This is a genomic window from Alsobacter sp. P4_H11 (assembly GCF_056400925.1).
This window is the reverse complement of the sequence record NZ_JBFUKI010000007.1, coordinates 210197-223123: the sequence shown is the minus strand read 5'-3', so window position 1 is coordinate 223123 and position 12927 is coordinate 210197. Positions and strand designations below refer to the sequence as shown.

The 12927-nt window shown below is 69.8% G+C and carries 10 protein-coding genes; 4 read left to right on the top strand and 6 right to left on the bottom strand.

Annotation, left to right across the window (positions count from 1 at the left end):
• Positions 1 to 39 precede the first annotated feature (39 nt).
• Positions 40 to 1020: an alpha/beta fold hydrolase gene (locus AC1DSZ_RS14465; RefSeq protein WP_476839043.1), complete on the top strand. Its 981-nt coding sequence runs from the start codon at positions 40 to 42 to the stop codon at positions 1018 to 1020.
• A 5-nt stretch (positions 1021 to 1025) separates the two neighbouring features.
• Here AC1DSZ_RS14465 and AC1DSZ_RS14460 read toward each other — a convergent pair whose 3' ends face one another.
• From AC1DSZ_RS14460 to AC1DSZ_RS14450, 3 genes are all read right to left on the bottom strand, one after another.
• Positions 1026 to 1469, bottom strand: a complete 444-nt coding sequence (locus tag AC1DSZ_RS14460) for a DUF1036 domain-containing protein (protein ID WP_476839166.1) — start codon at positions 1467 to 1469, stop codon at positions 1026 to 1028.
• Between the two features lie 80 nt (positions 1470 to 1549).
• The gene (locus tag AC1DSZ_RS14455) at positions 1550 to 2842 is read right to left on the bottom strand and encodes a glycerate kinase type-2 family protein (protein WP_476839042.1); all 1293 of its coding nucleotides are present in this window, start codon (positions 2840 to 2842) and stop codon (positions 1550 to 1552) included.
• On the bottom strand, positions 2835 to 3839 hold the full coding sequence (locus AC1DSZ_RS14450) for a DMT family transporter (RefSeq protein ID WP_476839041.1): 1005 nt from the start codon (positions 3837 to 3839) through the stop codon (positions 2835 to 2837). The genes AC1DSZ_RS14455 and AC1DSZ_RS14450 overlap by 8 nt, the downstream gene beginning before the upstream one ends.
• An 88-nt stretch (positions 3840 to 3927) precedes the next feature.
• Here AC1DSZ_RS14450 and AC1DSZ_RS14445 point away from each other — a divergent pair, with 88 nt between their 5' ends.
• Both AC1DSZ_RS14445 and AC1DSZ_RS14440 read left to right on the top strand, forming a co-directional pair.
• Positions 3928 to 4770, top strand: coding sequence for an N-formylglutamate amidohydrolase (locus tag AC1DSZ_RS14445; protein ID WP_476839040.1), 843 nt, complete (start codon positions 3928 to 3930; stop codon positions 4768 to 4770).
• A gap of 121 nt (positions 4771 to 4891) precedes the next feature.
• Positions 4892 to 5131, top strand: a complete 240-nt coding sequence (locus AC1DSZ_RS14440; protein ID WP_188519482.1) for a DUF2312 domain-containing protein — start codon at positions 4892 to 4894, stop codon at positions 5129 to 5131.
• Positions 5132 to 5200: 69 nt separating this feature from the next.
• On the opposite strand, the gene AC1DSZ_RS14435 is transcribed toward AC1DSZ_RS14440, so the two are convergent.
• The 3 genes from AC1DSZ_RS14435 to AC1DSZ_RS14425 form a co-directional block, all read right to left on the bottom strand.
• On the bottom strand, positions 5201 to 6937 hold the full coding sequence (locus AC1DSZ_RS14435; protein WP_476839039.1) for a peptidoglycan L,D-endopeptidase MepK: 1737 nt from the start codon (positions 6935 to 6937) through the stop codon (positions 5201 to 5203).
• 365 nt (positions 6938 to 7302) lie between these two features.
• Positions 7303 to 9147, bottom strand: a complete 1845-nt coding sequence (locus AC1DSZ_RS14430; protein ID WP_476839038.1) for a L,D-transpeptidase family protein — start codon at positions 9145 to 9147, stop codon at positions 7303 to 7305.
• A 202-nt stretch (positions 9148 to 9349) separates the two neighbouring features.
• Positions 9350 to 10909, bottom strand: coding sequence for a sigma-54-dependent transcriptional regulator (locus tag AC1DSZ_RS14425; protein WP_476839037.1), 1560 nt, complete (start codon positions 10907 to 10909; stop codon positions 9350 to 9352).
• Between the two features lie 166 nt (positions 10910 to 11075).
• Here AC1DSZ_RS14425 and AC1DSZ_RS14420 point away from each other — a divergent pair, with 166 nt between their 5' ends.
• Complete coding sequence (locus AC1DSZ_RS14420; protein ID WP_476839036.1) at positions 11076 to 12911, top strand: M3 family oligoendopeptidase; 1836 nt, start codon at positions 11076 to 11078, stop codon at positions 12909 to 12911.
• Positions 12912 to 12927 lie beyond the last annotated feature (16 nt).

Genomic DNA, 12927 nt, shown 5'->3' with positions numbered 1-12927 from the left:
TCTCGCGCGTAAGCGTCGGAACCGGGAGTTCTCCGCCTCATGAAGTTTTTCGCCAATACGCTGGCGCTCACGGCCGGCGTAGCCTTGACCTCAGCCGCCGCCTCGGCGGTGCTGGCTGGCTACATGGATCGCCGATACTCGCCGCGCGGCAAGCTCGTGCGCGTCGCCGGCGCGACCGTTCACCTGGTCGACCGTGGCCCGCGCGATCGCGACAGCGCCGGCACGGTGCTGCTGCTGCATGGCGCATCGGCCAACTCGGGCGACATGATGATGGCGCTCGGCGATCGGTTGGCCGAGCGGTACCGGGTCATCGCGGTGGATCGGCCGGGGCATGGCTGGACGACCCGCCCGGGCGGTCGCGCCGACGCCTCGCCGGCCCGGCAGGCCGAAACCATCCGCGCCGCGCTGCGCGACATCGGGGTGGACCGGGCCGTGGTGGTCGGCCACTCCTGGTCGGGCGCGCTCGCGACCGCCTTCGCGCTGAACCACAAGGACCTGGTGAGCGGCCTCGTGCTCGTTTCGGGCGCGACCCATCCGTGGATGGGAGGCGTGGCCTGGTACAACTCGGCCGCCGCCGACAGCCGCCTCGCGCCGGCGTTCAACTACTCGATCGCGACGCCCGTCACCGCGCTCGCGCTGGACGCCGGGATCAGGGGCGTGTTCTCGCCCAACACGCCGCCGCCCGATTACGCGGAGCGCACCGCGGTGAGGCTGCTGCTGCGGCCGGCCGAGTTCCAGGCCAATGCGGAGGATCTCCTCGATCTTCACGCCTATGTGGAGGCGCAGGCTCCGCGCTATGGCGAGATCACGGTTCCGACCAGCATCCTGCATGGCGAGGCGGACAAGATCGTGTCGCCGGTGATCCACTCGGTGGCGATCAGCCGCCAGATCGCCGGCTCGAAGCTGATCCTGCTGCCGGGCGTCGGCCACATGCCGCACCACGTGGAGACCGAGCGCGTGCTGGGCGAGATCGACCGGGTCGCCGATGAGGCGCGCCGGGCTCTGCAGGCCGCCGAGTAACGGCGTCAGTTGCCCTTCGGCGGGGTCGCGGGGGCGGCGCGGCTAGGGTCGGTGAGCTGCACGGTCCAGCTCTTCTGCTCTCCGGTGTCGATCTCGAAGAAGCCGACGCGGTCGAAGCCGCGCGCCAGGCAATCCTCGATGCCGCGCACCGTGAATTCCTTGTCGCGCGTGCACATGAAGGTCTTGCCGCCCCACTCGCCGCCGCGGTCATAGTCCTGGGCGTAGATGTAGTAGAAGCGCGCCGCCAGCCCGCCCTTGAGCATGGTCTCGCACTCGTTCGGCTTCAGGTTCCACCAGCCTTCGGACAGCCAGCCCTGGCCGTCGCGATAGCCGAGCGCGACGCCGATGCGGCTCTGGGTGAGGTTGCACAGGCGCAGGTCCGCCAGCGCCGGCGCGGCGAACGCCACCGTGGAGACAAGCGCGGCGGCGAGCAGCGCGGGAAGTCGCATCGACATGGGCGAGAGCGTATCCGTGGTGAACCCGGAAGGGCGCGATTCGGCTGCGATTTGGCGAGGCTGGCCGGGCGCTGTCAACCGATCAGCACGACCCGCAGGTCATTGACATTGGTGCGGGTCGGCCCGGGCTGCAGCAGGTCGCCGATCGCCTCGAAGAAGCCGGTGGAATCGTTGCCATCCAGGCAGGCCTGGGCATCGAGGCCCGCTTCGCGCGCGCGTCGCAGCGTGGTGGCGTCCACGATCGCGCCCGCAGGGTCATCCGCCTTGCCGGCGCCGCCGTCGGTGCCGTCGGTGTCGCCCGCCAGCGCCGCGATCCCGCTCTCCCCGTCCAACGCGAGGGCGAGCGCCAGCGCGTATTCCTGGTTGGGGCCGCCCCGGCCTTCGCCCTTGATGGTGACCGTGAGTTCGCCTCCGGACAGGAGAGCCGCTTTCTGGCCGGCGGCTTTGAGGCGCAGCGCCTCCTCGGCGTGCGCGCGGGCGACGTCGCGCGCCTCGCCCTCCAGGTCCGCGCCCAGCAGGAGCGGCTCGTAGCCGGCCGCCTTGGCGGCTTCGGCGGCCGCCGCGAGCGACTGCGCGGGCGTCGCCACGATGGCGAATTCGGCGCGCGCGAAGGCGGGATCGCCGGGCTTGGGCGTCTCGTTGGCGTCGTCGTCCAGCAGCGCCTTCGCGGCCGGAGGCAGGTCCAGCTTGTATTTCGCCGCCACGGCGCGCGCGTCCGCCATGGTGGTCTGGTCCGGGACCGTCGGCCCCGACGCGATGGTAGAGGGATCGTCGCCCGGCACGTCCGAGATCGCCAGCGTGACGATGCGGGCCGGAGCCGCGATGCGGGCGAGGCGGCCGCCCTTGATCAGCGACAGGCGCTTGCGCAGCGTGTTGATCTCGCCGATGGACGCGCCCGAACGCAGCAGCGCGCGGGTGAGGCCCTGCTTCTCGGCCAGCGTGAGCCCGCCCGCCGGTGCGATCCAGTTGGCGGAGCCGCCGCCCGAGATCAGCGCCAGCACGAGATCGTCCTCGCCGGCCGCCTGGGCCAGCGCCAGCGTGCTGCGCGCCGCGGCCAGCCCGGCTTCGTCGGGGACCGGATGGCCGGCTTCCACCACGCCGACGACCCGTGTCGGCTCGCCATAGCCGATGCGCGTGACCGCGAGGCCGGAGAGCCTGGCCGGCGCTACGCCGCGCTCGTCGAGATAGAACCGTTCGGCCGCCGCCGTCATGCTGGCCGCGGCCTTGCCGGCCGCAAGCACGATGATCTGCCCCTTGGCGGGAGGCTCGGGAAGAAACGCCGGCAGGCAATCGCTGGGGTGAGCCGCACGGACCGCCGCGTCGAAGATGGCTCGCAGGGTCGCTCTGGTTTCGGCGGCGTCACGCATCGGGATCTCCCTGTTTTTCGCCCTCTTGCGTTCGGGCTTCTTGGGTCCGGCCTTCTTGGGTCCGGTCTTTATCGGTTCTTGGCCGGGCCACCCAGATGCCGATCAGGATCAGGGCGCCGCCCAAAGACTGCACCAGCGTGAGCGCTTCGCCCAGCGCGATCCACGCCACGATGGCGGCCGCGATTGCCTCCAGGAAGATCACCAGGGAGGAGAACACCGCCGGCAGGCGGCCGAGCGCCACCGAAAGCAGCCCCTGGCCGCCCGCGTGGCTCAGCCACGACATCGCAAACAACGCCGCGAGGCCGCCCATGGTGGCGGGCCAGAGCGCGTCCCCGGACAGCAGCGCGGCGGCGAGCAGGATAACGCTGGTGACGCAGGACAGCGCGAAGGTGACCCGGGCCGCGCCCGCATGCTTGCGCGCCGCCTGGACGGCGATGAAGTACAGCCCAAAGAACACCGCGGTGGCGAGGCCCATGAGGTCGCCGCGCAGCTTGGCGGGATCGACCTGCAGCGAGTTGCCGATCAGCGCGACGCCGCCCAGCGTGCAGATCGCGATGCCGACCACGATCTCGCGCCGGATCTTCTGCTTCAGCGCCAGCCACGAGAACAGCACCACCCAGATCGGCGCCGTGGTGGCGAAGAACGTCGCGTTCGCGATGGTGGTCTTCAGGATGGCGAGGTGCCAGAACAGGAGGTCGCCGGCGAACAGCAGCCCCGACACGACGGCGGCCTTGGTGAAGGTGGGCCGCGCGCCTGCGCCGGCGGAGCGCTCCTCCAGCAGGGCCCAGCCGTAAAGGACCGGAAGCGCCAGCGCGACGCGCCAGAACGCGGACGCGAAGGGGCCGACCCCGGCGTCGCTCGCCAGTCGGACGAACAGGGGCGAGACGCCCATCGCGAGCGCGCCGCCGATCAACGCCGCGAGAGCGCCGGCGCGGCCGCTCGCCACGCCGGGCGCCGACGAGGAGGGCCCGGAACGGGCGGCTTCAGGGGCGCTCATGGAAAACCGCTTCACGGTGGGAAAGGCCACTGTCCTATGGCAGTTCGTCGGGCCCGTCACTATGGTTGCGGGTCACTGGGATCCTTGCATGCCTGCCCCGCGCGACGCCGCCCCGATCGAACGACCCGTCATCATTCCAGGCGATCCCGCCAGCGGCGTGGTGCTGCTCTGCGACCATGCGTCGAACCGTATTCCGGCGGATTACGCCAGCCTCGGCATGCCGGCCTCCGAGCTGGAGCGGCACATCGCGTATGACATCGGCATCGCGGTTGTCACGCGGCGCATGGCGGAGCGGCTGGGTTGCCCGGCCGTGCTCAGCACGTTCTCGCGGCTGCTGATCGACCCCAACCGGGGCGAAGACGATCCCACGCTGGTGATGCGGCTGTCGGACGGGGCCGTGGTGCCGGGCAACGCCCGGGTCGATCGAGCCGAGGTGGAACGGCGGCTGGCGCGGTTCTATCGGCCGTATGACCGGGCGGTTGGCGCAGCCGTCGATGAGGCCCTCGCGTCGGGCGTTCCGCCCGCCATCGTGTCGATGCACTCGTTCACGCCCGCCTGGAAGGGCGTTCCGCGGCCCTGGCACGTCACCGTGCTGTGGGACGCCGATCCGCGCCTGCCCCTGCCGCTCATCGCCGCGCTGGCGGCCGACCGGGCGCTGGTGGTCGGCGACAACGAACCCTATGACGGCGCGCTGGCGGGCGACACCGTGAACCGCCACGCCACCGTTCGCGGCCTCTCCAACGCACTGGTGGAGGTTCGGCAGGATCTCATCGCAACGGCGGAGGGTCAGGCGGAGTGGGGCGACCGCATGGTGGCCGCGCTGGAAACGATCCTCGCGGATCCGGCGCAGCACCGGGTGGAGCGGCATCCGACGCGGACGGAGAGCCGCCACAGGGCCGCGTTTCGCCCCGATCCGGGCCCGAGCATCTGACGGCTGGGTCGCGCGCCTGTCCCCGCGTTCCACAGGGCCGCGACGCGGGCCTTGACCGCAGCCGCCCCATGTCCGAAACCCCCAGCCTCCAAACGACGACGATTCTCGCGGGGCAGACTCAATGGACACTTCGATCGCGGCCGACCAGCTGAAGGCCATCATCGAGCGCATCGAGCGCCTCGAGGAAGAGAAGAAAGCACTCAGCGAAGACATCAAGGATGTGTATGGCGAGGCCAAGGGCAACGGCTTCGATACCAAGATCATCCGCAAGATCGTGGCGATCCGGAAGCAGGATCACGCCGAGCGCAAGGAGCAGGAGGCCATCATGGAGCTCTATCTCGAAGCGCTCGGGATGGGCTGACCGGCCCGCGACATCCTTGTCGGCAGCAAGCGCGTCGCCTCGGCGGCGCGCTTTTCTTTTGAGCGGAGATCAGCGCGTGGGGCTGAAGGACGCGGTGGGCAGCGCCTTCACGGCCGGGCCGCTGAAACGATCCGTCCTCAATTCGGCCGGAGCCTGCTCGAACCGCATCGCGACCGTTGACGCCGGCTTGGAGCCGCCGCCCGGAACGTCCCTGGCGGAGGGCTTGGCCTTGGCGGTATTCACCACGGCGGTGCGCAGCTGCACCTGGCCGGACAGGCTGGCGCCCGCGAAGAGGCTTTGAAGCCCATCACGGTCCAGCGACGCGGTGGCGTCGGGATCATGAGCCGGTTCAGGCTGCCTGCTCGCAACCGTGGTGGTCGCGGCCGCATGCGGCGCCTCGGTGGGGCGCAGGCTCGGCATGCCGGCCGGCAGCGCGCCGGACGCCGGCGCGATCGGCATCGAGGCCGGGACCATCGGGACCAGCGAGGCCACCGTGACGGGCCGCGAGGGCGGCAGCGGCACGTTGGCGTAGACCGGCGCGGCCGACGCGCCGGAGCCGAGGTCGGCCGGGCGCGCCATCGGCAGCGGAACGTTGACGACGCGCGCCTCGACGGCGGTCGGGGCCCCAGCGGGGCCGGCCTGCCACACGAGCTGCGGCTGGGTCGGCTGGGGCTCGGCGACCTGTGCGGCCGCCACCGGCGGGGGTGGCGGGACGATGTTGGCCGGTCGGGCGGTCGGAAGCGGGACGTCGACGCGCCGCGGTTGCGCGGGCGCGGGAGCCGGCTCGGGCGGCGGTGAGGGCTCCATGACGGCCATGCCGGCGGGGCCCAAGGAGGCGACCTGGACAGGCGCCTGGACCGGGGCGGGAGCGGGCTCAGGCGCGGGCTGACGGCGCGCGAAGGGCTGGCTGCGGGCCGGGGCAGGGTCGGACGACCCGAACAGCGACCGCGACGCGTTCACGGCGACGTAGCGGTCGTCCTCGCCCGGCGTCGGCGCATAGGCGGCGACCTGCGCGGGCGGCCTCGGCTGGCCGCGTCCGCGACCGCGCGTCGGCTGCGCGAATTCCTCGTCCTCGTCCTCGCCGCCAAGGCCGAACAGCGCCGCGAAGAAGCTCTTGCCCTTGCGGCTCGCCACCACGCGGGTGCCGCCTTCCTCACCCTCGCCGCCGCCGCCGCCGAACACGGTGCCGCCATTGGCGATGACCTCGGCGGCCGCTTCCTCGTAGCGGGCCATCGGCTTGTTATCGAGCGGGAGGTGGACGGTCTTGCCGTCCGGGAACAGGCGCGTGAGCTGGTCACGGCTGAGACGGGGCCAATGACGCACGCTGCCGGCGTCGAGATGCACGAAGGGGTTGTAGGCTGTGGGGTAGTAGCCGACGCCGCCGCGCTGAAGACGCAGGCCGACTTCGCGCACCTTCGCCATGGAGGCGTCCGGCAGGTAGAAGTCCATCGCCTTGCCGAGCATGTGCTGCGAGTGCTTGGCGACCGCGCGCGAGCGGCGGCGCAGCATCGCGTTGGTCTCGGGCGCGCGATAGGCCGAAACGACGTTGATGGGCTCCTCGGAGCCGACCTCGCGGTACACTTCCCACACGATGTCGAACAGGCGCGGGTCCATGCTGGTGGGCTCGTCGCGACGCCAGTCGCGGAGCATCCAGTTCAGCTTCTCGAGCCCGTCGCGGTCGAACACCCCGTTCCGCTTGAACGTGATGGTCGCGCTTTCCTTGGAATGCGTGTGGTAGATGCTCAGCGACCGGGTGCCGCCATCCGCGACCGCGTTCCCGACATCGCCGGTCGCGCCCAGGATCATCGTGATCGCCGCAAGCGCGGGCGTCGCCGAACGAAGGCAACGCGATGCGAGAGCCGCGGGTCGAGACGCACGCCTTGAACGCAAGATTCAACTCATCGGTTGGTCGGAAAAAGGCGCAAACACGCCCAAAACCGTTGGAATGATGAATTGAACCTTGCCCAAAAGGATTAATGGCACGTTAGCGCCCCCCTGCGGGCCGCCTTGGCCCCAAGGGGGCCGGCGGTCCATTGCGTCGTTCCACCGCCGACTCGCGAGAGCCGACGTCAGCCTGGGTCCGATCGGGGCGAATATGACCACGGCGAAGAGGTCAGGTCAAAGCCTTGGCGAGGCTCGCCTGTTGACGGCGCCGCTCCGTGGAGGGCAGCTCAGGGCTGCCGGGACTGGGGCAGGGTTGTCGCATGCGCGAAGCGGCGGCCATCCGGGCCGACGCCGAGCGCCGTTTTGACCCGGCCGTCATAGCCGTAGAGGTCCTCGCGGCGCACGAGGCGGCCCGCATCGTCCACCCCGACTGTGAAGTAGGTGAGATGGATCGGCAGCGCCTGCTTGAAGTGAATGGTGCGCTCGCCCTTGCCGATCATCGCCCTCAGGCGCTTCTCGTCGAAGCCCTGGTCGCCAAGCACGAAGTCGGCCAGCCGGAACGGGTTCTCGACGCGCACGCAACCATGGCTGAAGGCGCGCTTCTCGTTGCCGAACAGCGCGCGCGACGGCGTGTCGTGCAGGTAGACGGCATGCTGGTTGGGGAACATGAACTTGATGAAGCCGAGCGCATTGCGCTCGCCGGGCGGCTGGCGGACCGAAACGCGGTCGCCGCGCCGGATGACCTCGTAACCGAGCCGCTGCGCGTAGAGCGGGTCGGCCGCCATCTTGGGCAGGAACTCGTTCTTCAGGATGGACGGCGGCAGGTACCACGACGGGTTGACAATGACGTGGTCCATCATGTGCGAGAAGATCGGGGTCGGCGAGGTCGTCTTGCCGACCACCACGCGCGTGCGGTGGATGACCTTGCCGTCCTCGTAGAGGCGCAGCGTGTACTCGGGCAGGTTCACCTCGATGTGGCGCGCGCCGAGATCCTGCGGCAGCCAGCGCCAGCGCTCCATGTTGGCGATGATGTCGCCAAGCCCGATGGCGCCGGGATTCGAGCGAATGCGGCCGGTGAGCAGGTCGGCGGTGCGCTGGTCGAAGATGCCGGTCGCCCGCACCCGCCGCTCGCGCTGGAAGCTCTTCACGGCCGCGATCAGGTCGTCGTCATAGGCGATGTCTGATTTCGGCGCGAGCGAGAGGCGCGCGCGGATCAGCGGCACGCGCTCGTCGGATGAGCCGAACCGGAGCGGCGGGCCCTCGAACTCGTCGCGCTCCTGCCGCACCGCGCCGGTGGATTCCCGCAACTCGTGCAGCTTCGCCTTGAGGGCGAGATAACCGGCATGGGGCGGCTGATAGGCGGCGAGCGCCTGCCCGGCGTCGGCGGCGCCCACGACGGCGGTCAGGATTTCGGCTGGAGCCGGAAGGTCGATATCGGGCGTGATCAGGTTCGACAGCCGGCTCGGCTCGATCCGGGCGCCGCGAGCGTCGCGTGCATAGGCGACCGCGGCGGCCGAGAGGGCGATCTCGGCGCCCGCGGCGTCCTCGGCCGCAACGGCGTCGAGGCGCGGCGTCGGATAGGCGGAAAGGTCGAGCCCGTCGTCCTCGGCGGTGGCGATCTGGGCGTGGAGCCGCTTTGCGGCGGGCCCGGGCGCGCCGGCCAAGATCCAGAGGGGTTCGTCGTTGCGGGCGGCGTAAAACGCCGCGATCTGCTCGCGCTCTTTCTTGCCGAGCCTGGCCACCGGGGCGGACGGCTTGCCGCCGCCGTCCACGAAGGCTTTCAGCGCATCCCGCAGAACGGCCGGCTCGAGCGCGGCCACGGCGGCGGCGGGCCGGTCGATCACGACCGTGACGGCGGGGAGATCAGGCGGCGGGATGTCGACGGCGGGGCTGTTGGGCGCGGCCACGACTGCGGCCGGCGCGGACGGGGCCGCGTGCTCGACGATGAGCTGCGTCGGCTCGTCCGGCAGCGGGACTTCGACGGTGGAGGCGCGCTTCTCGGCCGCCGCGTCAGCGTCCACGGCCAGAACGGACGGTTCATCAGGCAGCGGAACCGAGACGCCCTGATCGGCGACGGCCGCAATCGCGGCGTCGCTCTGCGCAGAGGCCGGCCATGCGAGCGCGAGCCCCATCGCGAGCGCCGAAACACCAACCCAAGACGCACTTCGGCTGCGCGCGCGCATCCCAAACTCCAGTCGATTCGCCATCGGCGACCTAGCCTCGGGTTTTAGCGCCCAAACCTACGAACGGCACAATGCAAACGCTTGCGAAAGGCCTGTGCGCCGCCACACGCGCCCGCTTTGGCGATGCTGTGTGGCCGGCGAACATCGCTTCTCAGGCTGCAGCGTTCTCGGCCTGCTCGTCGGAATCGTCGAGCCCGAGTTCCTTCAACTTCCGGTAAAGGGTCGAGCGGCCGATCCCGAGTTTGCGGGCCATCTCGGTCATGTGCGACCGGTAGTGGCCAAGTGCAAACCGAATCGCTTCCTCTTCGAGCGCCGCCAGGGTGCGGACGTCGCCGTTCTCGTCCAGCAGGGCGATGCGGCTCGGGTCGCGCAACTCGATCGGAGGCTGCGGGGCAGCCGCGAAGGCGGCTCCGTGGGCGGCGTAATCATCGACCAGACGCGGCGGCTGCGGCTGGGTCGGCGGCATGCTGTAGACGGACGCCGGCACGATCGGCGGCGGCGCGGGCGGCATCCGGACTTCGAAACCGTCGACCTGGGCGGCGATCTGCGGGAATTCGTCCAGCGTCAACTCGTCCCCGTCGCACAGCACGACGGCCCGGAAGACAGTATTCTCGAGCTGGCGGACGTTGCCGGGCCAGGGATAGCTGGCCAGCAGCGCGGCGGCCTCGGCCGAAAGGCCGCGCAGGCGCTTGCCCTCTTCTGCGGCGAAGCGCGCCATGAAGCGGCGGGCGAGATCGACGACATCCTCGCGGCGCGCGCGCAGCGGCGGGATCGTGATCGGGAAGACGTTGAGGCGGTAGAACAGGTCCTCGCGGAAGCGGCCCTGCTTCACGGCCTCGATCAGGTTGGCGTTGGTGGCCGAGATCAGCCGGACGTCGACCTTCACGGTCTTGCGCCCGCCGACGGGGTCCACTTCGCCTTCCTGGATGGCGCGCAGCAGCTTCACCTGCGCGTCGAGCGGCAGGTCGCCGACCTCGTCCAGGAACAGCGTGCCGCCATTCGCCTCGACGAACTTGCCGACATGCCGCTCGGTGGCGCCGGTGAAGGCGCCCTTCTCGTGCCCGAACAGGATGGATTCGACGAGGTTGTCCGGGATGGCACCGCAATTGACGGTGACGAAGGGTCGCCCGCGACGCTCCGACGAGCCCTGGATGGCGCGGGCCAGCAACTCCTTGCCGACGCCGGATTCGCCTTCCAGCAACACCGGGATGTTGGATTTGGCCGCGCGCTCGCCGAGCCGGATCACGCGCGCCATCTCGGGGCTGCGGGTGACCAGGTCCTTGAAGGTGAGCGTGCCCTGGACGTGGCGGTTGATGCGCCGGATCTCGTCCTCGAGCGCCTCGGTGCGCAACGCGTTCTTGATCGAGACCGCGAGCCGCTCGGCGCCGACCGGCTTCACGACGAAGTCCGCCGCGCCGGCCCGCATGGCGTTGATCACGGTTTCGATGGAGCCGTGGGCGGTCTGGACGATCACCGGAACGGCCTTGCCGGCCTGACGCAGGCTGCTGAGGACGCCCATGCCGTCCAGGTTCGGCATTACGAGATCGAGGATCACGAGATCGATCGAGTCGGCTTCGGGCCCGGTCAGAAGCGCGAGCGCCTGTTCGCCGCCCTCGCAAACGCGCGTGCCATAGCCGAGGCGCGACATCATGCTGTCGAGAAGGCGGCGCTGAATGGGATCGTCATCGACGATCAGGATCGTGCTGCTCATCTGCCGCCTTGGGTTGTATGTCCCGTTTCGGCGCGATCGTGACTGCGCCGGGTAAACGCCTCTTTAACAGGCGACCGAATGGCTGCCCTGCGCGGCCGGTTGCTGGCAGTGCGATCGAGGCCATATGTGCTATCCAGATTCCTGTTCTTTTTTCAGATGGTGAGACATGCCGCTGCTCAGGTCCGTTGTTCACGCTTCCGCATCCGCCTCCAATGCCGGCGCGGCGCTCGGCGATTTGCCGGAATGGGATCTGACCGACCTCTATCCGGCGATGGATTCGCCTGAATTCTCCAAAGAGCTCGGCGACGCCGAGGCTGAGTGCAAGGCGTTCGCGGACGCCTATAGGGGCAAGCTCGAGAGCCTGGTTTCGGCGGCGGACGGGGCCGAGACGCTGTTCACGGCCGTGCGCCGCTACGAGGCGCTGGAGGATCGGCTTGGCCGCGTGATCTCATATGCCGGGCTGGTTTACGCGGGCGACACCACCGACCCCAAGCGGGCGAAGTTCTACGGCGACGCCCAGGAGCGGCTGACGGCGGCCTCTTCGGACCTGCTGTTCTTCCAGCTCGAACTGAATCGCGTCGACGATTCCAAGCTCGACGCGCTGGCCGCCCACGCGCCGCTGAGCCATTACCGGCCGTGGCTGGAGGACATCCGCAAGGAGAAGCCCTACCAGCTGGACGACAAGCTCGAGCAGCTCTTCCATGAGAAGTCCGTCACGGGGCGGGCCGCCTGGAACAGGCTGTTCGACGAGACGATCTCGTCCCTGAAGTTCCAGATCGGCGGCGAGGAGCTGACGCTCGAACCCACGTTGAACAAGCTGCAGGACGCCGACGGCGAGGTCCGGCGCACCGCCGCGGAGGCGATCGCCAAGACGCTGGGCGCCAATCTGCGCACGTTCACGCTGATCACCAACACGCTCGCGAAGGACCGGGAGATCGCGGACCGCTGGCGCGGCTTCGGGGACGTGGCGGACAGCCGCCACCTGTCGAACCGCGTCGAGCGCGAGGTGGTGGACGCGCTGGTGTCGGCCGTGCGCGCCGCCTATCCGCGCCTGTCGCACCGCTATTATGCGCTGAAGTCGAAGTGGTTCGGCGTCGACGCCCTGAACTTCTGGGACCGCAATGCGCCGCTGCCCAAGGTCGAGCAGCGCACCATCGGGTGGCCGGAGGCGCGCGACACCGTGCTTGACGCCTACAACGGCTTCTCGCCGCAGATGTCCGAGATCGCCCGCCGCTTCTTCGATGGCCGCTGGATCGATGCGCCGGTGCGGCCCGGCAAGGCGCCGGGCGCTTTCGCGCATCCGACCGTGCCGTCCGCGCATCCCTACGTGCTGCTGAACTATCAGGGCCGGCCGCGCGACGTGATGACGCTGGCGCATGAGCTGGGCCACGGCGTGCACCAGGTGCTGGCCGCGCCGAACGGCGCGCTGATGGCGCCGACGCCGCTGACGCTGGCCGAGACCGCGTCGGTTTTCGGCGAGATGCTGACCTTCCGGGCGTTGCTGGCCAAGACCACTGATCGCGCCGCCCGCAAGGCGATGCTGGCCGCCAAGGTGGAGGACATGATCAACACGGTGGTGCGGCAGATCGCGTTCTACAGCTTCGAGCGCGATGTCCACACAACCCGGGCGGCCGGCGAGCTGACGTCCGAGCAACTCGGCGAGATGTGGATGAACGTGCAGGCCGAGAGCCTGGGGCCTTCGATCCGCCTAGGACCCGGCTACGAAACCTTCTGGACCTACATCCCGCACTTCATCCACTCGCCGTTCTACGTCTACGCCTATGCGTTCGGCGATTGCCTCGTGAACTCGCTCTACGGTGTTTACGAGAAGGCCCAGGACGGCTTCGCGGACCGATACCTCGCCATGCTGGCCGCCGGCGGCACCAAGCATCACACCGAGCTGCTTGCGCCGTTCGGGCTGGACGCCCGCGATCCGGCCTTCTGGAGCATCGGACTCAACCTGATCGAGGGCATGATCGTCGAGCTGGAAGGGATGGAGTAGGCATCCTCCGGTTGCG